18 protein-coding genes are annotated in these 20,832 nt (G+C 68.4%); 9 read left to right on the forward strand and 9 right to left on the reverse strand.

What is annotated here, in order from left to right; genetic code table 11:
* Positions 1–26: 26 nt before the first annotated feature.
* From I0K15_RS05780 to I0K15_RS05820, 9 genes are all read left to right on the forward strand, one after another.
* A complete protein-coding gene (locus I0K15_RS05780; RefSeq protein ID WP_196104450.1) occupies positions 27–2,024 on the forward strand; it encodes a putative bifunctional diguanylate cyclase/phosphodiesterase in 1,998 nt (665 codons plus the stop codon).
* A gap of 160 nt (positions 2,025–2,184) precedes the next feature.
* Complete coding sequence (gene yidC / locus I0K15_RS05785) at positions 2,185–3,996, forward strand: membrane protein insertase YidC (RefSeq protein WP_196104451.1); 1,812 nt, start codon at positions 2,185–2,187, stop codon at positions 3,994–3,996.
* Positions 3,993–4,727, forward strand: a complete 735-nt coding sequence (locus I0K15_RS05790) for an MOSC domain-containing protein (protein ID WP_196104452.1) — start codon at positions 3,993–3,995, stop codon at positions 4,725–4,727. Before yidC ends, I0K15_RS05790 begins: the two co-directional genes overlap by 4 nt.
* A gap of 100 nt (positions 4,728–4,827) precedes the next feature.
* Positions 4,828–5,484: a ribosome biogenesis GTP-binding protein YihA/YsxC gene (gene yihA, locus I0K15_RS05795; RefSeq protein ID WP_196104453.1), complete on the forward strand. Its 657-nt coding sequence runs from the start codon at positions 4,828–4,830 to the stop codon at positions 5,482–5,484.
* A 45-nt stretch (positions 5,485–5,529) separates the two neighbouring features.
* Positions 5,530–6,432, forward strand: coding sequence for an acetylglutamate kinase (gene argB / locus I0K15_RS05800; RefSeq protein WP_230374304.1), 903 nt, complete (start codon positions 5,530–5,532; stop codon positions 6,430–6,432).
* The gene (locus I0K15_RS05805) at positions 6,429–7,058 is read left to right on the forward strand and encodes a ferredoxin (protein ID WP_196104454.1); all 630 of its coding nucleotides are present in this window, start codon (positions 6,429–6,431) and stop codon (positions 7,056–7,058) included. Before argB ends, I0K15_RS05805 begins: the two co-directional genes overlap by 4 nt.
* A 31-nt stretch (positions 7,059–7,089) precedes the next feature.
* A complete protein-coding gene (locus tag I0K15_RS05810) occupies positions 7,090–7,599 on the forward strand; it encodes a SixA phosphatase family protein (protein WP_196104455.1) in 510 nt (169 codons plus the stop codon).
* Between the two features lie 77 nt (positions 7,600–7,676).
* Positions 7,677–7,904 (forward strand): hypothetical protein, encoded by a 228-nt coding sequence (locus I0K15_RS05815; protein ID WP_196104456.1) that lies wholly within the window; start codon positions 7,677–7,679, stop codon positions 7,902–7,904.
* Positions 7,905–7,980: 76 nt separating this feature from the next.
* The gene (locus I0K15_RS05820) at positions 7,981–9,735 is read left to right on the forward strand and encodes a monovalent cation:proton antiporter-2 (CPA2) family protein (protein WP_196104457.1); all 1,755 of its coding nucleotides are present in this window, start codon (positions 7,981–7,983) and stop codon (positions 9,733–9,735) included.
* 405 nt (positions 9,736–10,140) lie between these two features.
* On the opposite strand, the gene I0K15_RS05825 is transcribed toward I0K15_RS05820, so the two are convergent.
* From I0K15_RS05825 to I0K15_RS05865, 9 genes are all read right to left on the reverse strand, one after another.
* Positions 10,141–12,039: a beta-galactosidase gene (locus tag I0K15_RS05825; protein ID WP_196104458.1), complete on the reverse strand. Its 1,899-nt coding sequence runs from the start codon at positions 12,037–12,039 to the stop codon at positions 10,141–10,143.
* Complete coding sequence (locus I0K15_RS05830; protein WP_338420761.1) at positions 12,036–12,872, reverse strand: SMP-30/gluconolactonase/LRE family protein; 837 nt, start codon at positions 12,870–12,872, stop codon at positions 12,036–12,038. Before I0K15_RS05830 ends, I0K15_RS05825 begins: the two co-directional genes overlap by 4 nt.
* Positions 12,865–13,470 (reverse strand): 2-dehydro-3-deoxy-6-phosphogalactonate aldolase, encoded by a 606-nt coding sequence (locus I0K15_RS05835; protein WP_196104460.1) that lies wholly within the window; start codon positions 13,468–13,470, stop codon positions 12,865–12,867. Before I0K15_RS05835 ends, I0K15_RS05830 begins: the two co-directional genes overlap by 8 nt.
* A complete protein-coding gene (locus tag I0K15_RS05840) occupies positions 13,467–14,354 on the reverse strand; it encodes a 2-dehydro-3-deoxygalactonokinase (RefSeq protein ID WP_196104461.1) in 888 nt (295 codons plus the stop codon). Before I0K15_RS05840 ends, I0K15_RS05835 begins: the two co-directional genes overlap by 4 nt.
* The gene (locus I0K15_RS05845) at positions 14,354–15,121 is read right to left on the reverse strand and encodes an SDR family NAD(P)-dependent oxidoreductase (protein WP_196104462.1); all 768 of its coding nucleotides are present in this window, start codon (positions 15,119–15,121) and stop codon (positions 14,354–14,356) included. Before I0K15_RS05845 ends, I0K15_RS05840 begins: the two co-directional genes overlap by 1 nt.
* Positions 15,121–16,833 (reverse strand): IlvD/Edd family dehydratase, encoded by a 1,713-nt coding sequence (locus I0K15_RS05850; protein ID WP_196104463.1) that lies wholly within the window; start codon positions 16,831–16,833, stop codon positions 15,121–15,123. The genes I0K15_RS05845 and I0K15_RS05850 overlap by 1 nt, the downstream gene beginning before the upstream one ends.
* A complete protein-coding gene (locus tag I0K15_RS05855) occupies positions 16,830–18,842 on the reverse strand; it encodes an alpha-galactosidase (RefSeq protein WP_196104464.1) in 2,013 nt (670 codons plus the stop codon). The genes I0K15_RS05850 and I0K15_RS05855 overlap by 4 nt, the downstream gene beginning before the upstream one ends.
* Entirely contained in the window at positions 18,839–19,687 is an 849-nt protein-coding gene (locus I0K15_RS05860; protein WP_196104465.1) for a carbohydrate ABC transporter permease, read from the reverse strand. The genes I0K15_RS05855 and I0K15_RS05860 overlap by 4 nt, the downstream gene beginning before the upstream one ends.
* Positions 19,688–19,841: 154 nt before the next feature.
* Entirely contained in the window at positions 19,842–20,783 is a 942-nt protein-coding gene (locus I0K15_RS05865) for a carbohydrate ABC transporter permease (protein ID WP_196104466.1), read from the reverse strand.
* Positions 20,784–20,832 lie beyond the last annotated feature (49 nt).

The raw sequence follows: 20,832 nt of genomic DNA on the forward strand, positions 1-20,832 counted from the left end.
TTACACTTCGTTAGCTGTGAGCCCCCATGTCGAGTTTCCCCCTCAAGGACATCACCCCGGCGCCGCCCGGTGCGCAGCGCGCCGGACGGCTGCTGTCGGTCCGCTGGTACCTGATCGCCGCGGCGCTTGCCGTCGTCGCCCTCGCCGGACCGCTGGTCACCCGCGGGCAACTCGCGATGGAACGGGATCATGTCGCCCAGGCAGCCGACCTCACCGCGCAGATAGGTGACGTCCAGCGCCTGGCGGAGGTCACGGCAGCGAACGTGGACGGGGCGCTCGACCTGGCGCTGACCGTGGCGGAACGCTCCGACCGGCTGTCGGCTGCCGCCCGTCAGGACCCTGCAATCCGCCAACTCCACCAGGGCCCCGAGGGGATCGACTACGCGACCGAGCGGTTGCTGAGCCTCGCCAGCCTCGCGCGGCGGGAGGCGAATGCCAGCAATCCCGGCCTCGCGGCGGAGCTGCTGGTGCAAGGGCGCGAGGTGCTGCCCGCCCGCCTCGCCACCGCCATCGCGTGGCATGAGGCCCGCGCGGCGGAGGCGCGGCGCGGCGCGGTCATGATGCTCGCCGCCCTCGTCGCAGGCACGCTGGCGCTGCTCGCCCTCGCCAGCCTCACCGTCATCGGCCCGTTGCTCGGCCGCCTGCGCCAGCTCGGCATCCGGACGACAGAGCTGGAGCGCGCATTGCGCCGCTCCGGCCGCCGCGACGGGCTGACGGGGCTTTTCAACCGCAGCGGCGCCTCGGCCTTCTTCGGGCAGAACTGGCGCGCGCAGGGGGAGGGCACCGGGCTCATCCATCTCGACCTGCGCCGCTTCCGCCGGATCAACCAGATGCTGGGCCATGATGCGGGCGATCGCGTGCTGGTGACACTGGCCGAACGCCTGCGCGCCGAGGCGCGGGAGGGCGACGTCGTCATCCGCATCGGCGGCGACCAGTTCGCCATGCTCATCGCCGATATCGCCGACGTGGAGGCGCTGCTCGACCGCGGCCACGACCTGCGCCGCATGCTCTCCGACCCCATCGACCTGCCGGGCGGGGCGCGCAACATCGATTGCGCCATCGGCCTCGCCTGGAGCGGGGAGCGTCGCGTCGACCTCCAGCGCCTCACGCAGGCCGCCGATATCGCGCTCGCCTCCGCCCGCAGCGGCGAGGGCGCGCAGGTCTGCCTCTTCACGCCCGAGATGCAGCGCCTCGCCGCCCGGCAGGACCGCCTGATCGAGGATCTGCGCGGCGGCCTGTCGCGGGGCGACATCGTCGCCTTCTTCCAACCACAGGTCGCCGCCGCCGACGGCCGCCCGCTGGGGTTCGAGGCGCTGGTGCGCTGGCGCCATCCGACGCGCGGGCTGCTCGCGCCCGGCGAGTTCCTCGCCATGGCCGAGGAGGCCGGCTACGCCGAGGAGATCGGTACCGTCATGCTCGACGCCGCCCTCGACGCGGTGCTGGAATGGCGCGCCGCGGGCTTCGCCGACCAGCGCGTCGCGGTGAACTTCTCCTCCGGCCAGCTCGCCGACCCGCTGCTCGCCGACCGGATCAAGTGGGCGGTGGATCAGCGCGGGCTGGAGGCGGGCTGCCTCGCCCTCGAAGTGGTCGAGGACGTGATGGTCGAAAGCGACGACGACCTGCCCGTGCGCACCATCCGCCACCTCGCCGATGCGGGCTTTTCGATCGAGCTCGACGATTTCGGCACCGGGCACGCGGCGATCGCCAACATCCGCCGCTTCCAGGTCAGCCGCATCAAGATCGACCGCTCCTTCGTACGCGGCCTCGACACCCGCCCCGAGCAAGCCGCCCTGGCTGAGGCGATGCTGCGCATGGCCGACGCGCTGGGGGTGGAGACGCTGGCCGAGGGGGTGGAGACGCCGGAAGAACGCGCGGCACTTGCGGCCCTCGGCTGCGGCGCCCTTCAGGGCTACAACATCGCCCGGCCCATGCCGCTGGATGAGACGCTGAGCTGGCTGGCGGAACAGGACATGCTCGCCCGCAGCCGCCGCGCCCGCCAGGCCGCCTTCGAGCGCGCGGGCTGAACGACGCGGCCCGCGCAGCCACGCCCACGCACGGCGGCCCCCACCCCTAACGGTCGCGCGAGCACGCCGCGGCCCTTGGGGGATTCGGCTTGACCTTTGGTCCCCTGCCCTGTTGAACCCCTGCAAAACGCCCGCTTCCCCTGCGTTCGAAGGCCCGTTCATGCAAGACGACAATCGCAACCTCATTCTCGCCACAGCGCTCAGCTTTCTGGTGATCCTCGTCTGGTTCGTGCTCTTCCCACCCGAGGCACAGGCCCCCACGACGCTGGAACAGCAACAGGTCCAGCAGGAGCAGCTCGGCGACGTGACGGACGGCACGTCGCAGGTCACCGGCGATGTCCCGGCCGCCGTCACCCCGGCCGCCAGCCGGACCGAGGCGCTGGAGCGAGCCGAGCGGATCCGGATCGAGACGCCGAGCCTCACCGGCTCGCTCTCGCTCACCGGCGGGCGCATCGACGACCTCGACCTCACGCAGTACCGCGAGACGCTGGCCCCCGACAGCCCGCTCGTCACCCTCCTCAACCCCGAGGGCAGCCGCGGCGCCTACTACGCGCAGCACGGCTGGGGCCCCGCAGGCGGCGGCATTACTTTCGACCAGGTCCCAACCGGCCAGACCCCGTGGGAGGTCGAGAGCGGCGACACCCTGACGCCCGACAGCCCCGTGACGCTCGCCTGGGACAACGGCGCCGGCCTGATCTTCCGAAAGGAGATCGCGGTGGACGAGGACTACATGTTCACCGTCACCCAGTCGGTTGAGAACACGACCGGAGCCGCCGTCAGCCTCTTCCCCTACGGCATCGTCGCGCGCATCGGCGAGCCCGAGACCATCAACTTCTACATCCTGCATGAGGGCGTCATCCGCGAATCCGACGGCGAGATCGCGGAGCTCGACTACGACGACATGCCCGACCTCGACTTCTCCACCCGCGAGGGCGGCAATGTCGAGGCGGTCGAAGTGGAGAATGCGGGCTGGATCGGCTTCACCGACAAGTACTGGATGACGACGCTGATCCCGGAAAACGGCCCCTTCACCACGGTCGCGAAGTATTCAGAGCGCTCCGACGCCTACCAGACGGAGATCCGTCTGCCTCCCGTCACGGTCGAGGCCGGCGCGACAACGCAAAGCACCACGCGCCTCTTCTCCGGCGCGAAGGAACGGGACCTGCTGACCGAATACGAGCGCGACCTCGGCATCGAGCGCTTCGTCGATTCCATCGACTGGGGCTGGTTCTGGTTCCTCACCAAGCCGATCCACTACCTGCTCGCCGTCTTCAACGCCTTCATCGGCAATTTCGGCGTCGCGATCATCCTGCTCACGCTCTTCATCAAGGCGCTGCTCTTCCCGCTCGCCTACAAGTCCTACGTCTCGATGTCGAAGATGAAGAAGCTCCAGCCGGAGATGGAGAAGATCAAGGAGCGCGCCGGCGACGACCGCATGAAGCTCCAGACCGAGATGATGGAGCTCTACAAGAAGGAGAAGGTGAACCCCGCGGCGGGCTGTCTGCCGATCCTGTTGCAGATCCCGATCTTCTTCTCGCTCTACAAGGTGCTCTTCGTCGCGATCGAGATGCGCCAGGCGCCGTTCTTCGGCTGGGTGCAGGATCTCTCCGCCCCCGATCCGACCTCCTGGCTCAACCTCTTCGGCCTCCTGCCCTATGACGTGAGCTGGGCGCCGCTGATCATCTCCATCGGCATCTGGCCGATCCTGATGGGCGTGACGATGTGGATGCAGCAGAAGCTGAACCCCGCGCCCACCGACCAGACGCAGGCGATGATCTTCGCCTGGATGCCCTGGGTCTTCATGTTCATGCTGGGCGGCTTCGCGGCCGGGCTGGTGATTTACTGGGTGGCGAACAACACCATCACCTTCATCCAGCAATACCTGATCATGCGCTCCCAGGGGGTGGAGGTCGACTTCTTCGGCAACGTGAAGTCGAGCTTCAAACGCAAGAAGGACAAACCCGCGGAATGAGCACCGTCTCCGCCCTCTGGCGCCACCCGGTCAAGGGCGTCGGTGCCGAGCCGCTGGAGGCGGTGGAGCTCGCCGCGGGCCAGTGCCTGCCCGGCGACCGCGCCTTCGCCATCGCGCAGGAGGGGGCAGAGACATACGGCGAATGGGCCCACTGCCGCAACTTTATCCGCGGTGCCAAGGCCGGCACGCTGATGGCCGTGACTGCGAAAAGCGATGGGGCGCAGACCACCTTCGCCCATCCCGATCTGCCCGATCTGACAGTCGCCCTGCCCGACGAGGGCAACCGCCTGATCGACTGGATCCGCCCCCTATATCCGGAGAACCGCCCGGCGCCCGAGCGTCTCGTCACCGCGACCGAGCAGGGGATGACGGACGCGCCCTTCCCCTCGATCTCGATCCTGTCGGACACCTCCCGGACCATCCTGTCGCAACACGCAGGGCGCGAGCTCGACCGCCGCCGGTTCCGCGGGAACATCTGGCTCGAGGGCCTCGCCCCGTGGGAGGAGTTCGAGTGGATCGGCCGCCGCCTGCGCGTAGGCTCCGCCCTTCTCGAGGTCCGCGAGCGCAACACCCGCTGCAAGGCCACCCACTCCGACCCGAAGACCGGCCGCGAGGACACCGACGTGCTGCGCCTTCTGGAGGACGGCTGGGGTCACCGCGACTTTGGCGTCTACGCCGTCTGCATCGAGCCGGGCCGCGTGGCCCTCGGCGATGGCGCGACGCTCACCTGAGCGCAAAAGCCCCTCGCCTCTCTCTCTTCGTTCAAGTATCCCCGCCGGAGGCATCCGACGGCGCCCGCCTGCCCCGTCCTGTGCGTATTTGGAGAGAGTGATGGAACTGGTCCCGCAATTCCCGCTGGCCGAGACGCCCGAGGACGCGGCGCGCGCCGCCGGGCGGTCGCTGTTCCTCGGCCACGTGGACTTCCTGAAGGGCGTGGTCGCGATGGACGGCCTGCCGCCCGCGGACCGGGTGGAGTTCTGCCTCGCGGGCCGGTCGAACGTGGGCAAGTCCTCGTTGATCAATGCGCTGACCGGCCGCAAGGCGCTGGCCCGGACCTCCAACACGCCGGGCCGGACGCAGGAGGTGAACTTCTTCACCCTCGGCGAGAGCCACTACATGGTCGACCTGCCGGGCTATGGTTTCGCGGAAGCGCCGGTGAAGGTCGTCGCCAAGTGGCAGGCGCTCCTGAAGGACTACCTCGCCGGCCGCGCCAACCTGCGCCGCGTCTTCCTGCTGATCGACGGCCGGCATGGGGCGAAGGAAGTGGACGAGGAGATCATGTCGGTGCTCGACCGCGCCGCCGTCCCCTTCCAGACCGTGCTCACCAAGATCGACAAGCCGAAGAAGGGCGAACTCGACAAGGCGCTGGAGCGCACGCGCGCGGTGCTCGCCAGGCATCCCACCGCCTATCCGGAGATCGTGCTCACCTCCTCCGAAAAGGGCGAAGGGATCGAGACCCTGCGCGCGATCATCGCTGGCCTTGAGTGACCCACCTGCGCTAATCCCCTCCCCGGCCCCAACCGGAGACCGACCATGGAGAAATCCGCCGCCATGAAACGCGACTGGCTCGCCACTGCCCGGACCCTCAGCGAGGCGCTGCCCTACCTGCAGCGCTATGACGGCGCCACGGTTGTCGTGAAGTTCGGCGGCCATGCCATGAGCGATGACGCGGCGATGGAGCGGTTCGCCCGCGACATCGTGCTGATGAAGCAGTGCAACGTGCACCCCGTCGTGGTCCATGGCGGCGGCCCGCAGATCAATCAGATGCTGGAGCGGCTCGCCATCAAGTCGGAGTTCATCGACGGCAAGCGCGTCACCGACCAGGCCACCGTCGAGGTGGTGGAGATGGTATTGGCGGGCCGCATCAACAAGCAGATCGTGCAGGCCATCAACGACCAGGGCGGGCGCGCCGTGGGCCTCAGCGGCAAGGACGCAAAGCTGATCGTCTGCGAGAAGGCGACGAAGACCAAGAAGGATCCCGACAGCAATATTGAGCAGGTGCTCGACCTCGGCTTCGTCGGTCAGCCGGTGGAGGTGAACCCCGCGGTGCTGAAGACCTTCATCGACAGCGATTTCATCCCCGTGGTCGCCCCCATCGGCATGGGTCGGCATGGCGAGACCTACAACATCAACGGCGACACGGCGGCGGGCGCCATCGCCGGCGCGATGCAGGCCGATCGCCTGCTGCTGCTCACCGACGTGGCCGGGGTGAAGGACAAGGACGGCGACCTCATCACCGACCTAACGCCCACCCATGTGCGCGACCTGCTCGGCGACGGCACGATCTCCGGCGGGATGATCCCGAAGACGGAGACCGCGCTGGACGCGATCCGCGAGGGCGTCGGCGCGGTGGTGATCCTCGACGGCCGCGCGCCTCATGCCTGCCTGCTGGAGCTCTTCACCGAGCACGGGGCGGGCACGCTCATCAAGCCGTGAAACTCGCAGCGATCGAGGCGGCGCTGACGGCCGAGGCGCTGCTCTGCGCCGGGGGTCTGCACGAGGACGGGGCGACGATCTGGCTGGTCGCCCCGGACACGCGCCGGTTCTGGGACCACCTGATGGCGAGCCCCGAGGGTCGCGACGGCGCGCCCGACCGCGTTGACCGGTGGTCGACCCGGGTGCTGTCGGCGATCGCACACGATCTGGGCACGGAGGCGCTGTTCCCCTTCGGCGGCCCGCCTTACCAGCCGTTCCTCCGCTGGGCGGTCGAGACGGGGCGCATCTGGTCCTCCCCCATCGGGCCGCTGGTCCATGCCGAGATGGGGCTCTGGATCAGCTTCCGCGGCGCGCTGCGCCTGCCGGGGCACCACGAGGTCCCGCCGCAGGCCGCGCGTCCGTGCGACACCTGCCCGGCCCCCTGCACCACCGCCTGCCCGGTCGGCGCCTTCGAGGGCGGCCAGTACGACGTGCCTGCCTGCCGGGCGCATGTGAGCTCGGACGCCGGAACCGCGTGCCGCACCGGCTGCCTCGCCCGAGCGGCCTGCCCGGTCGGGCCGCAGTTCCGCCCGCCGCACGATCAGGCCCGGCACCACATGGCGAGCTTCCTCGGTCAGCGTCCTTGATTGTGACACATAATTGCAGCGCAATCGCCACATGAAGAGAATCGTCCTGATCCGCCACGCAAAATCGTCTTGGTCCGATCCGGCCCTCGACGATGTGGAGCGCCCGCTCAACAAGCGCGGGCGCCTGGCGAGCCCGCTCATGGGCGCCTGGCTGGTGGAGCTCGGCATCACGCCCGACATCGTCTGGCTCTCCCCCTCGACCCGGACGCGGGAAACCTGGCGCCGGATGCGGGAGACTGCGGGCGGACCCGAGGGTCAGGTGCACAAGGCGCTCTACATGGCCGACCCCGACACGATGCTCAACATTTTGCGATCATCGGGCGACGGGGACACGGTCGCGCTGGTCGGCCACCAGCCCGGAATGGGCGCGATGGCGCGGAAACTCTCGAACGGGAAGATCTCTACGACCTGCGCAAGGGCCTTCAATCATTACCCTTCCGCCGCCGTCGCCGTGCTGGAGGCGGAGGTCGGCAAATGGTCCGGCGTGAAGTTCGGCGGCTGCAGCTTCAAGCATTTCGCCGCACCCAAGGATCTCGTCTGAGCCGCGTCACTCGCACCCCTTGCGAAACCTTTGTGACTGTCCCACGTTGTTTGGCGGTAGGAAAAGAGGGGAATCGCATGTCGCTGGTCGCATCCGTTCTCAATGCCATCGCGAACGCTTTCGGGTTCGGCCACTCGCCTGTCCTCGTGGAAATCTCCCGTGCGACGGGTGTTCCGGCGTCGGTTCTGGCACGCTCGACCACCATGGAAATCCTCGAAATGATCCGCGCCGCGGGCATTCCCTACGCCGATATTCCGCCCCACGTGGCCGATGCGCTCGGTCTCGTTCGCGCAGGCGACCGGTAAACCATCCTTTTTTCCAACTTGCGGGTGAAGCGCCGCACGGCTAGCTGATCGAAGGGCGATCGAGCGAGGCTGTGGCATGGCATCACCTGCGGGGGCCGACCCTTTTCTGATCTCCGCGACGGTGTTCCTCGGCGCGGCGGTCGTTGCCGTCCCCGTTTTCCGCCGACTCGGCCTCGGCTCCGTTCTCGGCTACCTCGCGGCGGGCGCGCTGATCGGTCCCTACGGCCTTGCGCTGTTCCAGGATGTCGAGGGCGTGCTGCACCTCGCGGAATTCGGCGTGGTGCTGCTCCTGTTCATCATCGGGCTGGAGCTCACACCCTCGCGGCTCTACCGCCTGCGCGCGGACATCTTCGGCCTCGGCAGCCTGCAGATCCTGATCAGCGGCGCGATCATCTACGGCGTCGCCCGCCTCGCCGGGCTGCCGTGGGAGGCGGCGGTGATTGCCGGGGGGGCCCTGGCGCTCAGCTCCACCGCCTTCGGCGTGCAGATCCTGCGCGAGCGTCGCGTGCTCAACGCGCCCTATGGCGAGCGCGCGTTCTCCATCCTGCTGGCACAGGACCTCGCCGTCGTGCCGCTCTTCACGCTCGTGGCGCTGCTGGCTCCCGCGACCATGGCGAGCGAGGGCGGCAGCGTGTGGTGGCAGAGCGGGATCGCCATAGGGGCGGTCATCGCGCTCTACCTCGTGGCGCGCTACCTGATGCGGCCCTTCTTCCGGCTGATCGCGACGGCGGGCTCGAACGAAATCTTCGTCGCCGCGGCCCTCTTCGTGGTCTGCGCCTCGGCGCTCCTGATGGACCTCGTCGGCCTTTCGATGGCCATGGGCGCTTTCATCGCAGGCGTGTTGCTGGCGGAGAGCGAGTTCCGCCACCAGCTCGAGACCGATATCGAGCCGTTCCGCGGCCTGCTCCTCGGCCTCTTCTTCATGGGCTTCGGCATGACGCTCGACTGGTCGCTGATTGCCTCGTTCTGGTGGCTGGTGATCGGCGGATCGATCGTGCTCTTCCTCGGCAAGATGGTGGTGCTCTATGCGCTCACCCGCCGCTTCGGCTCGGACCACGCGGATGCGCTGCGGATCGCGGCGACGCTGGGCCAGGGCGGCGAGTTCGCCTTCGTCACGCTCGGCCTCGCCTCGGGTTCGGGGCTGCTGGGGGTCGAGGTCGCCTCGATCCTCTCGGCCATCGTCACCCTCTCGATGATCCTGACCCCCGCCGCGGTGGCCGGTGCGGACCGCGCGCTGCAACGCGGGCCGGACGCCCTCGACGACATGGACGGGCTCGAGGATGCGGACAACAAGCGCATCATCGTCGCGGGCTTCGGCCGCGTGGGCCAGGTCGTCTCCCGGCTCCTGCGGATGCGCGGCCACGACGTGACGCTGATCGACAGCTCGCCCCGGCGCATCCGCATCGCGCGGACCTTCGGCACGCAGGTCTATTTCGGCGACGCCTCCCGCCTCGACGTGCTGGAGACGGCGGGCGTGGGCGAGGCCGACATCCTCTTCCTGTGCATCAACGACCGCCAGGGCGCGGTGCACACGGTCGAGAAGCTGCGCGAGCGCTATCCCGACCTGACGATCTTCGCCGACACCTACGACCGGTTCAGCCAGATGCGCATGCAGGCCGCGGGCGCCGACCTGGTGGTGCGCCAGACCTTCGAGAGTGCGCTGTTGCTGGCGCGTAAGGGGCTAGAGGCGATCGGTGACGGCGATGCGGCCGACGACCTGATCGAGGAGTTCCGCACCCGCGACGAGGAACGTCTGGAACTGGAAACTCGCTACGGATCCCTGAAGGCGGTGGAGATCCTGCGGGAGAAGTATGCGCTGGATGACGAGTAGGCGGTGCCCCTAGGCACTGCTATCACATCCGGCAGATAACCTGAGTGCTGAGGGCCGCGCCCGACCTGGGGGGCGCAAGCAGGACGGAATTGAGATGTCCGCGCCCTCAAGCATCGACGTAGCATGTTCTGCGAATGACTTCGCCAACGCGCCCTCCGGGGGGAGGTCGGGCGCGGCCCGGCGTGGCCGCCGGGCGCGAGCGTGCTTCGATTTGGTACCGCCCCGGACTTGATCCGGGGTCTTTCGCCACGGAGCGCTTCGAGGGCAGAAGGTCCCGGCTCTGCGACCGGGACGGTGGTTTCTTCTTGCGACCGCCCCGGACCTGATCCGGGGCCTTTCAGCCGTAGAGCACCACCATTCCAAACGATCCCGGCGCTGCGGCCGGGATGGTCCTACGAAACGCCCCTACCGCAGCCACCAGCTCACATCGTGCGCGCCGATCCGGCCCGAGGGCGCGCCGGGAATGTGCTTGCCGAGCTTCCAGCTCCGGTCCGCGTAGTTGATCGCGAAGCGCCATTTGCCGGCGTCGCGCACCCGCAGCCCCTCGGGCAGGTCGAGCGTCTCAAGCCCCGCCTCCTCCGCCGCCTCGCGCAGGATCCGCATCATCGCCTCGTCATCGGGCCAGCCGCCGAGATACTGGCGGCGGGCCGTGCCGATGCGCGCCGGAACACCGTCCTCCGCCGCCTCCAGCGCTTCACCCTCCAGCACCTCGCGCCAGAAGCGGAACGCGCCACCATCCTCCAGCGGCACCGGGCTGTCGGCCCGCAGGCTCTCGACCCGCGCGACCGTCGCCGCCACGCCCGGCAGGCCGGGCGGCAGCGGCACGGGCATCTGGAAATCGGCGGTCTTGGAGCCCGAGCGCGGCCCCGCCACCAGAACGCCCTCGTAAGCATCCACCCCGAGGTCGCCCCAGTGCATCAGCCCCGGCACCACCACCATCTTCCACGGCGAGAGGTCGGCGCAGTCGCGCGGCACGATGTCGACGCTCAGCCCCAGCCGCCGCAGCCCACGGTAGAAGTCGAAGACGAGGCGGAAGTAGTCGAACTCCGCCCCCTGCGGCTGCGCGGCCCAGGCCCAGGCGCTCTCGTAGTCGAAGACGAGGCCGACCGGCGCCGTCCCGGTCTCCACCTCCACCCCCGGCAGTTCGCTGGCCACCTGCGCCGCCTCGCCCAGCGCCGGAGCGGCGACGCTATCGGGGCGCAGCAGTCCCGCATGCATCTGCTCCTGCGCGAACGGCGCCTGCCGCCAGCGGAAGTAACAGACCGCCTCGGCGCCGTGCGCGAACGCCTCCCACGCCCAGAGGCGCGCCATGCCGGGCGCCGGATCGGGGTTGTGCGGCGCCCAGTTCACCGGCCCCGGCTGCTGCTCCATCACCCACCAGCGGCCCTTGCCGACGGCCCGGTAGAGGTCGTGGTGGAACGCCTGAAAATCCGGATCGCCCGACCGCGCGAAGCGGCGCTTCACCTCCTCGGGCTGGTCCGAGCGATCCTCCAGGAAGCCCATCGGGTAGCTGTCCCAGCTCGCGATATCGAGGTCCGCGCCGACCGCGAAGTGATCGAACTCCACGATCCGGCCCATGTAGTTGTGGATCAGCGGCGCGTCGGTCAGCGGACGCAGCGCCAGCACCTGCGCCCGGTTGAGCCGCGCCACCTGATCGGAGGAGAAGCGCTTGAAATCGAGCACGTGGCTCGGGTTCGGCTCGGTCACCGTCAGGTTCGGCAGGAAGACCTCGCCGAAATGCCTGTACTCCATCGACCAGAAGACGTTGCCCCACGCGTCGTTCAGCGCCTCGATGGAACCGTAGCGCGCCTCCAGCCACTGCCGGAACGCCACCGCCGCCGCATCGGAGTAGCTGTAGATCGTGTCGTGGCAGCCATACTCGTTGTCGATCTGCCACGCCTGCACATGGGAATTGCGCCCGTAGCGCTCCCCCATCAGCCGGGCGATCCGCACCGCCTCGCCTCGGTAGCCGTCATGGGAGAAGCAGTAGTGCCGCCGCGAGCCGAAGCCGCGGACATGGCCGTGTTTGTCGAGGGCGAAGAGACCCGGATGCTTCTCGCAGACCCAGCGCGGCGGGGTGGCGGTCGGCGTGCCCATGACGACCTGCAGGCCCGCCTCGCCCAGCACCTTCACCGCGCGATCCAGCCACTCCCACCGGAAATCGCCCTCCTCGGGCTCCAGCCGTGACCAGGCGAATTCGCCGATGCGCACCCAAATGAGCCCGGTCTCGACCATGCGGGCGGCATCCTCGGCCCATTGCTCCTCGGGCCAGTGTTCGGGGTAGTAGCAGACGCCGAGTTTCATGGGTTCACCGCTCGTTCCGCCCGTCCGGGCACGCCGTCGCAGACCTTGAACGTGGCGCCCGAGAGCGGCGCGTCGTCGAGGGCTGCCTTGTCCATCCCCTCCCGCGCCGTGGTGGCGTAGAGCACACCGTCTGGCGTCAGCGCCGGGCAGCTCACCTGCGGCACCGGCAGGCGCTCCACATGGTCCACCCGACCATCGGGAGCGTGGCGGACGATCTCGCCGGAGCCCCAGCGGGCCGACCAGACATAGCCGTCGCCGTCGCAAATCGCGCCATCCGGGTTGCCCGGCCCCTCAACCTCGACAAGGACCTCGGGCGCGCCATGAGGCCAGCCGGCCTCGTCGAGCGGTTGGCGCATGATCCGCCGCGTGGGCGTGTCGGCGAAATAGGCCGTGGCCCCGTCCGGCGAAAAACAGATCGAGTTGGAGATCGTGATCCCGCCATAGAGCTTCACCAGCCGCCCCTCGTAGAAGCGGTAGATCGCGCCCGCCCCCAGCTCCGCCTTCCAGCCCATGGTGCCGATCCAGAAGCCGCCATGCGGATCGGCCCGCCCGTCATTGGAGCGGGTGACGGGGTGGTCGGCCTCCAGCTCGTGGACCTGCTCGCGCGCTCCGCTCTCGATATCGAAGCGCCAGAGCGCGGTTTCGGAGGCGATCAGCAGCGTCTCCCGATCGATCCACCCGGCGGCGGAATGGGCGGTGTCGAAGCTCCACTCCCGCCCGGGCGCATAGAGCTTGCGCCCGAGGATGTCGAACCAGAACAGCTCGCCGCGCTCCGGATGCCAGAGCGGCCCCTCCCCCAGCTCGCACAGCCGGTCGTCGAAGAGCTCAGCCACCGTAGACCTCGTCATAGGCGGCGACGGAGGCGCGGGCGCGCTCGGCGACCTCGTCCACGCCCATCCCCGCCTTGTAGAGCGAGGAGCCGAGGCCGAAGCCGTCAGCACTCGCCGCGGCCCAATCCGCGAAGTTCGACGGCTCCGCCCCGCCCACCGCATAGACCAGCGTGCCCTCGGGAAGCACCGCACGCATCGCCTTCAGCCCGCCGGTGCCCGCCATGCCGGCCGGGAACAGCTTCAGCGCGGTCGCCCCGCCCTGCAGCGCCGCGAACGCTTCGGAGGGCGTGAACACGCCGGGATAGGAGCCCATGCCGAGCGTCTTCGTGCAGCGGATCACCTGCGCGTCGCAGTTGGGGGAGACGATGAAAGTGGCACCCGTCTCCTTCACGGCTGCCACTTCCTTGGTGGTCAGCACCGTCCCCGCGCCCAGCTCCGCCCGGTCGCCGACGGCCGCGATCATGTTGCGGATCGAGGTGAGCGGATCAGGCGAGTTCAGCGGCACCTCGATCCGGGTGATCCCGGCGTCGACCAGCGCCTCGGCCATGGCGGCGGCCTCGTGCGGCTCCACCCCCCGCAGGATCGCGATCAGATGTCTCATGCCCCCTCCCGCGCGGCGGCGAGGCCTGCCAGCGCCATCTCGGTTCCATCGTGGATGTCTGCGTCGAGGCCCACAGATTTCAAGGCCTGCGCGTAGACCTGCGTGAGGCCGGACGCCCCGATCAGCGCCACCCGCTCACCCAGCCAGTAGGGCTTCATCGCCGCAAGCTCCGCCCCCAGCAGCAGGCCGGAGAGGCGGGCGCGGGCCTTGTCCGGCGCGTCCCCGTTCAGCAGCCCATCGGCCCGCAGGGTGAAGAGCGCGGTGGCGATCCGCTCGGGCCGCGCCATCGTCTCCTCCAGCGCGTCGGCGAAGGCATCGTCGTCCCAGCCGTCGCCCACCGAATGGCGCAGCACCGACTGCTTTGCCAGCAACTGATACAGCTCCCCCGTCATCGCCGTGCGGAAATGGCAGAGCTCGCCCGCGCTGATCCGCGCCCATTTCGAGTGCGTCCCCGGCAGGCAGAGCACGCCATCGAAGCCCGGCTCCCGCGCCAAGAGCCCCGCGATCTGCGTCTCCTCCCCCCGCATCACGTCGGGTGGATCTGCCTGCAGTACGCCGGAGAGCACGCGCACCGTGAGCCTCGGATCGGAGGTCGGCGCTTTCACCAGCCGCCCAGCTGGCGCGCAGGGCACCGGCTGATACGGCGCCTCGACCCAGCCCTGCCGCGAGCCGACCATGCCGCAGGCGATCACCTCGACCGGGCCACCGAGCCACGGCTCGATCAGTGCGAGCAGCGCCCCCTCGAACCCATCGCGGTCGAGCGTATTCATCCCCGCATCCGACGTGGCCTCGGCCACCGCCTCGCGCCCGCGCATCGCCCAGACCCGCAGGTTGGAAGTGCCCCAATCGGCCGCGATCCACTCCGCCGTGACAGCCGCGTCCATCATCCCGTGAACACCACGCCCCCGTCCACGACGAGGGCCTGCGCGGTCATCATCCGGCTGGCCTTGGAGGCGAGGAACAGCGTCGCGTCCACGATGTCCTGCGGCACGAGGTGTTCCTTGAGGCACTGCTTGTCGAGATGCTCGCGCAGCCCCTCCTCCGTCGCCCAGAGCTCCTTCTGCCGGTCGGTGAGCACCCAGCCGGGGACGAGCGCGTTGATCCGGATGCCGTCGGGTCCGAACTCCCGCGCGTGGGTGCGCGTCAGCCCCAGGATCGCCGCCTTCGCCGCCACATAGGCCGGGTAGCCCGCGTTCCCCATCCCGTAGCTCGCCGAGGAGAAGTTGACGATCGCGCCGCCCCCGGCCTCCCGCATCCCCGGCACCACGTGCTGTGTGGTGAAGAAATGCGGGCGCAGATTCACGGCGTGGTTCCAGTCCCAATCCTCGACCGAGTAGTCCAGCGTCTTGTGCCGCGTGTCGTTCGCCGCGTTGTTCACCAGCACGGTGATCGCCCCGAAATGCCGTGAGCCCTCGTCCATGCACGCCTTCAGCCGCTCGATATCGGTGATGTCGCACGGCATGTAGTGCGGCTTGTTCCCGTGCTTCTCCTGCATCTCGTCGCAGAAGGCGGAGGCGTCGGAGCGCTGCACGAAGCTCACCCGCGCGCCCGCCGCCAGAAACCCCTCGGTGATCGAGGCGCCGATGCCGGACCCGCCGCCGGTGATGAACACATGGGCGCCATGCAGGTCGTGGAAGGTCGCGTATTTCATCAATGGCTCTCCCGCGTGACGAGGCGGGTGTCGCGGCCCACCAGGAAGTCCAGATCGGCGCCCTGATGCGCCTGAAGGACATGGTCGATATAGAGCCGCGCATAGCCCCGCGTGTAATGCGGATCGGGCTCGGTGCGCGCGGCACGGCGGCGTTCGAGCTCGGCGTCATCCACCAGCAGCTCCAGAACGCCCGCCTGCGCGTCGAGCCGGATGGTGTCGCCGGTCTCGACCAGCGCGAGCGGACCGCCTGCGGTGGACTCGGGGCTCACATGCAGCACCACCGTGCCGAAGGCCGTGCCGGACATCCGCCCGTCGCTGACCCGCACCATGTCGCGCACGCCCTGTTTCACCAGCTTGCCGGGGATCGGCATGTTCCCCACCTCTGGCATGCCCGGATAGCCCTTCGGCCCAACGCCCTTGAGCACCAGGATCGTGGTCTCGTCCACCGGCAGGTCGGGGTCGTCAATGGTGGCCTTCAGATCCTCGATCGTCTCGAAGACATGCGCCTTGCCTTCGTGGCTCAGCAGGTGGTCGGACGCGGCGGAGGGCTTCACGATCGCCCCCTCCGGCGCGAGGTTGCCCTTGAGCACCCGCAGCCCCGCCGCCGGTTTCAGCGGATCGTCGAAGGGGCGGATGACGTCGCGGTTGAAGCATTCGGCCCCGTCCGCATAGGTCGAAATGTCCTTGTTCAGCACGGTGTTGGCGGAGCGCAGCCGGTCACCCAGCTCCTTGAGCACCACCGGCATTCCGCCCGCATAGCAGAAATCCTCCATCAGGTACTTGCCCGAGGGCATGCAGTTGACGAGGAGCGGGATCTCCCCCCCGATCTCGAAATCCTCAAGGCGCAGGTCGATCTCCATCCGTCCGGCGATGGCGAGCAGATGGATGACGGCATTCGTCGATCCGCCGACGGCAGCGTTGGCGAGAATGGCGTTCTCGAAATTGGCCTTGGTCAGCACCTTGGAGAGAACGAGGTCCTCCTCCACCATCTCCACGATCCGCTTGCCGGTGAGATGCGCGAGCGCGGTGCGGCGGGCATCGACGGCGGGAAGCGCCGCGTTGGTGGGCAGGCAGACGCCCATCGCCTCGCAGAGCGACGCCATGGTCGAGGCGGTGCCCATTGTCATGCACACACCGGCCGAACGGGACATGCCGCTTTCGGCCGCCATGAAGTCCGCCAGCGTCATATCACCCGCCCGGACGTCCTCGGAAAACTTCCAGACATCGGTGCCCGAGCCGATATCCTTGCCCTGCCACTTGCCGTTCAGCATCGGCCCCGACGAGACCACGATAGTCGGCAGGTCGACGGAGGCCGCCCCCATGAGCTGCCCCGGCGTGGTCTTGTCGCAGCCACCCAAAAGCACAACGCCGTCAATGCCATAGGCGCGGATCGACTCCTCGACATCCATGGCGAGGAGGTTGCGGAACAGCATCGCCGTCGGCTTCATCTGTGTCTCGCCCAGGCTCATCACCGGGAACTCCACGGGGAAGCCTCCGGCCTCCCACACGCCCCGCTTCACCGCTTCGGCGAGCACGCGCAGGCCGGAATTGCAGGGTGTCAGCTCCGACCAGGTGTTGCAGATACCGATGATCGGCCGCCCGTCGAAGGCGTGGTCGGGGAAGCCCTGGTTCTTCATCCAGCTCCGATGAATGAAGCCGTCCTTGTCGAGCTTGCCGTACCAATGCTGGCTGCGGCGTTTCTTGTCACTCATGCCGCTTCTCCTTCGAGCACGATGATGGAGGCGGGCGTCAGCACCGGCGGCTGCACGCCGAAGGCCATGAGCGCGGTGCCCGAGAGCTGGACTCCATCGGATTTCAATGCGTTATCGCCTCGCGACAGCCACCCGGCGTCGTAGTGCGAGATCATACGGACTTTGTACTGCCGGTCGTCGAGCCCGCTCAGCCGCAGCCGGTCGGGCAGGATGTCGGCGGGCGCGCCACGCTGGCCGAGCCAGACGGCGAAGCGGGACTTGTCGGCACTCACCGTCATCTCGGCCACCTGCTCCGGATCGCGGGCGGGAAGCTGGTGAACCGTGCCGCGGTGCAGCCAGTCGCGGTTCGCCTTCCACCAGGTGGTAACGCGGGCGAGCGTCTCGCTTTCCTCCGGCGTGAGTTCGAGGAGGTTCATCTCGAACCCGAAGCTCCGCTGGGCAGCGACCCAAGCGCGGAGCTCCATGGGCAAGATGCGCCCGGACGTGTGACAGGTTCGGGGCCCGACATGGGATCCTGTAACACATGGCGGCAGCCACGGCAGTGCGCCGGCCTGGATCCGCATCCGCTCCAGCGCGTCGTTCGAGTCGCTCAGCCAGACCCGCGAGGTGCGCTTGAGGATACCCCAGTCGATGCGACCGCCGCCCGACGCGCAGGTCTCGATCTCGACGCCGGGATGCGCGGCGCGTAGCCGGTCGATCAGCGCGTAGGTCGCCGCCGCCTGCCGGTGATCGGGGAAGGGCAACGGGCGGTTGTGATCCCACTTGATGTAGTCGATGTCGTACTCGGTCAGGATCGCGTCGATCCACTCGAAGAGGTAGTCCACCACCTCCGGCCTGGAGAGGTCGAGGACGAGTTGGTTGCGGCCCAGCGGCTGCTCCGGCGGGCCGAGGGTCCAGTGCGGGTTGTCGCGGAAAAGGTCGCTGTCTGGGTTCACCATCTCCGGCTCGAACCAGAGGCCGAAGGTCATGCCGAGGCTCTTGACATGCTCGATCAGCGGGCCGAGTCCGTCGGGCCATTTGCGCCGGTCCACGGTCCAGTCGCCGAGGGAGGACGTGTCGTCATCGCGCCGCCCGAACCAGCCGTCGTCGAGCACGAAGCGTTCGGCGCCCAGCGCCGCGGCGCGGGTGGCGATGTCGGACAGCTCGCGCAGGGAATGGTCGAAATAGACCGCTTCCCAGCAGTTGTAGTGCACGGGGCGCGGGCGGTCGGGATCCGCGAAGGTCCGGATATGCTTGGTGAAATGCCGGTGCAGGTTGGCGGTGATGCCGTCGCGGTCGGGCGCGCGGGTGAGGTAGAGGGGACCGGCCGTCACCTCCGTCTCCCGCCGCCCGAGCATCGGGCCGAACTGCACCTGCCGCCGACCGTCGGGGAGCTGTTCGGCGACGAAACGATGGCCGCAGCTCATGCCGAGATGGGCGGCGATCACCCCGTCGCCGCAGGGGATCAGGACGCCCGGAAAGGCCTCGTGCGAGGTGCGGCCGTCGCGGACCTCGCGTGTGTGGGTGCCGGTGGTCCAGGGCACCCGCTTCTCCTGAAACTCGCCGATCCACTTGCCGCCATAGGTGATGAAGTGGTCCGAGGACGGCGGCACCGGGAAGGCGGGGGCGGTGAGCCAGCCGATCTCCAGGCCCCTGTAATGCGCGGTCAGGGTGAGGACGCCGGTGTCGGCGTCGGCTTGGGCCTCCAGCCGGTACTCGGCATCGCCGTCCGCGTAGGTCAGGGTGAGGGTACCCTCGCCCTCCGCGGCGTCCTTCAGGCGGAACTGGAGGTTCGCGTCGCAGCCTTGTGCGCCGGGAAAGACATCCTCCTGCATCGGGCAAATCGTCATCGGCGGGCGTTCGTCGAGCATCCCGCCCGTTACATCCGCCATGCCCGCGCGCCAGAGAGCCACGAGGCTCTCACCGTCCGGCAGGCGCGCGCCGAAATGCAGCACTTCGGGCAGGCGGCCGTTGTGGCTCGCCAGCACCAGGGTCGTGTCGGCCGTGTCCAGCCGCCAGCATTGGATCATTTCACGGCACCCAGGGTCAGACCGGCGATGAAGTGGCGCTGCATCAGGAAGAACATCAGGACCGGCGGCAGGGCCGCGACGACCGAGCCCGCGCTCATCAGGTGGTAAGCGGCGCGGTACTGGGCGTTGAAGCTGGTGATACCGGCGGTGACAGGCTGCGCGCTCTCACCCTGGGTCAGCACGATGGCCCAGAAATAGTCGTTCCAGATGAAGGTGAAGATCAGCACGGCGAGGGCCGCGATCGCCGGGCGCATGAGCGGCAGGACCACGTACCAGAAGATCCGGATCTCCGAGACGCCCTCGACCCGCGCAGCCTCGATCAGCTCCCGCGGCAGCGCACGGATGAAGTTGCGCATGAAGAGGGTGCAGAAGCCGGTCTGGAACGCGATGTGGAAGAGGACCAGCCCCGCCTTGGTGTCATAGAGCCCCATGTCGAGCGTCAGGTCGCGCACGGGGACCATGAGAATCTGGAAGGGCACGAAGTTCCCCGCGATGAACATGAAGAAGATCAGCATGTTGAAGCGGAAGCGGTAGATGCCCAGCGCAAAGCCGGTCATCGTGCTGAGGATCAGCACGCCGATCACCGTGGGCACCGTGATGAGCACCGAGTTGAGCAGGTATTGCGGCATGGCCGAGCCGGTGAAGACGAGGCCGTAGTTCTCCAGGAGGTTCCACTCGGTCGGCCAGCCCCAGTAGTTGCCGACGGTAAAGTCGTTGGCGGAGCGGACGGAGATCAGCATCACGGCGATGAGCGGCAGGAGCCACATGATCATCGCGATGGGCAGGGCGACCTGGTAGCCGGTGCGCGCGGCGGGCGAGAGCTTCTCGACGGGGGTGGGGAACATCAGGCCGTCTCCCGAAACATGCAGACCAGCGCGCAGACCCGAGGCCGGCGCCCGGCACGCGGGGTGGGCGAGAAGCGCCCGCCCCGGGGGGGCGTGTCGGGCGCTGGCCGGGACATCCGTCCCGGCCGGTGGGTGCGAAGAAGGGTCTGTTCCATCACCCGGCCCTCTCGTCGCGATACATCTTCACGAGGAAGAACGTGATGTAGACCAGCATGATCAGGAACAGCACCACCGCGATCGCGGCGCCGTAGCCCATGCGGAAGCCGTACTCGCTGAGTGCCACCTCGAACATGTAAAAGGCGAGCACGCGGGTGGAGCCGAAGGGACCTCCGTCCGTCATGATCGACACGAGGTCGAAGGACCGCAGCGCACCGATGATCGTCACCACGAAGGCGATGAAGGTCGCGGGCCGGAGCTGCGGCAGGATCACGTACCACAGCATCCGCCAGCCCTTGGCCCCGTCGAGGCGCGCGGCCTCGATCTGCTCGGGGTCCACGGCGTTGAGACCCGTCAGATAAAGGATCATGCAGTAGGCCGTCTGCGGCCAGAGGCCGGCAGCGATTATGCCGTAGGTCGCGAGGTTGCTGTCGGCGAGGATCGCGACGGGACCCAGCCCGAACCAGCCCAGCACGATGTTCAGCAGACCGAAGCTCGGGTCGTAGAACCAGGTGAAGACCAGCCCCACCACGACCTGAGAGATCACGAAGGGAAAGAAGAACAGCGACTTGTAGATGCGGATGCCGCGGACGTTCTGGTTAAGGAAGATCGCGATGAAGAGCCCCGCCGGGATCGCGAGCAGGTAGAGCACCAGCCACAGCACGTTGTTCCACAGCGAGGTGTAGAAGGCGTCGTCGTACCAGAGCTCCTCGTAGTTCTGGAGGCCGATGAACCGCGCCTCGCCCAGACCGTCCCAGCGATAGAGCGAGAGGTTGAAACTCTGCGCGATCGGCCAGATGACGTAGAGCGCGAACATGAAGACCGCGGGCGCGAGGAACAGCCACGGCGTCAGCGCGATCTGGTTGCGCTTCCAGTAGCTGCCGCGCCGGTTTGCGACCGGCGGATGCGTGTCGGGAACGGCTGGGGCGGGGCTGCTCATGTCTCACTCCCGTGGAGCGTTGCGCATGCCCTCCCCCAGCAGCGGGGAA

It is taken from the genome of Pontivivens ytuae (genome assembly GCF_015679265.1).
GTDB classification, from domain to species: domain Bacteria; phylum Pseudomonadota; class Alphaproteobacteria; order Rhodobacterales; family Rhodobacteraceae; genus Pontivivens; species Pontivivens ytuae.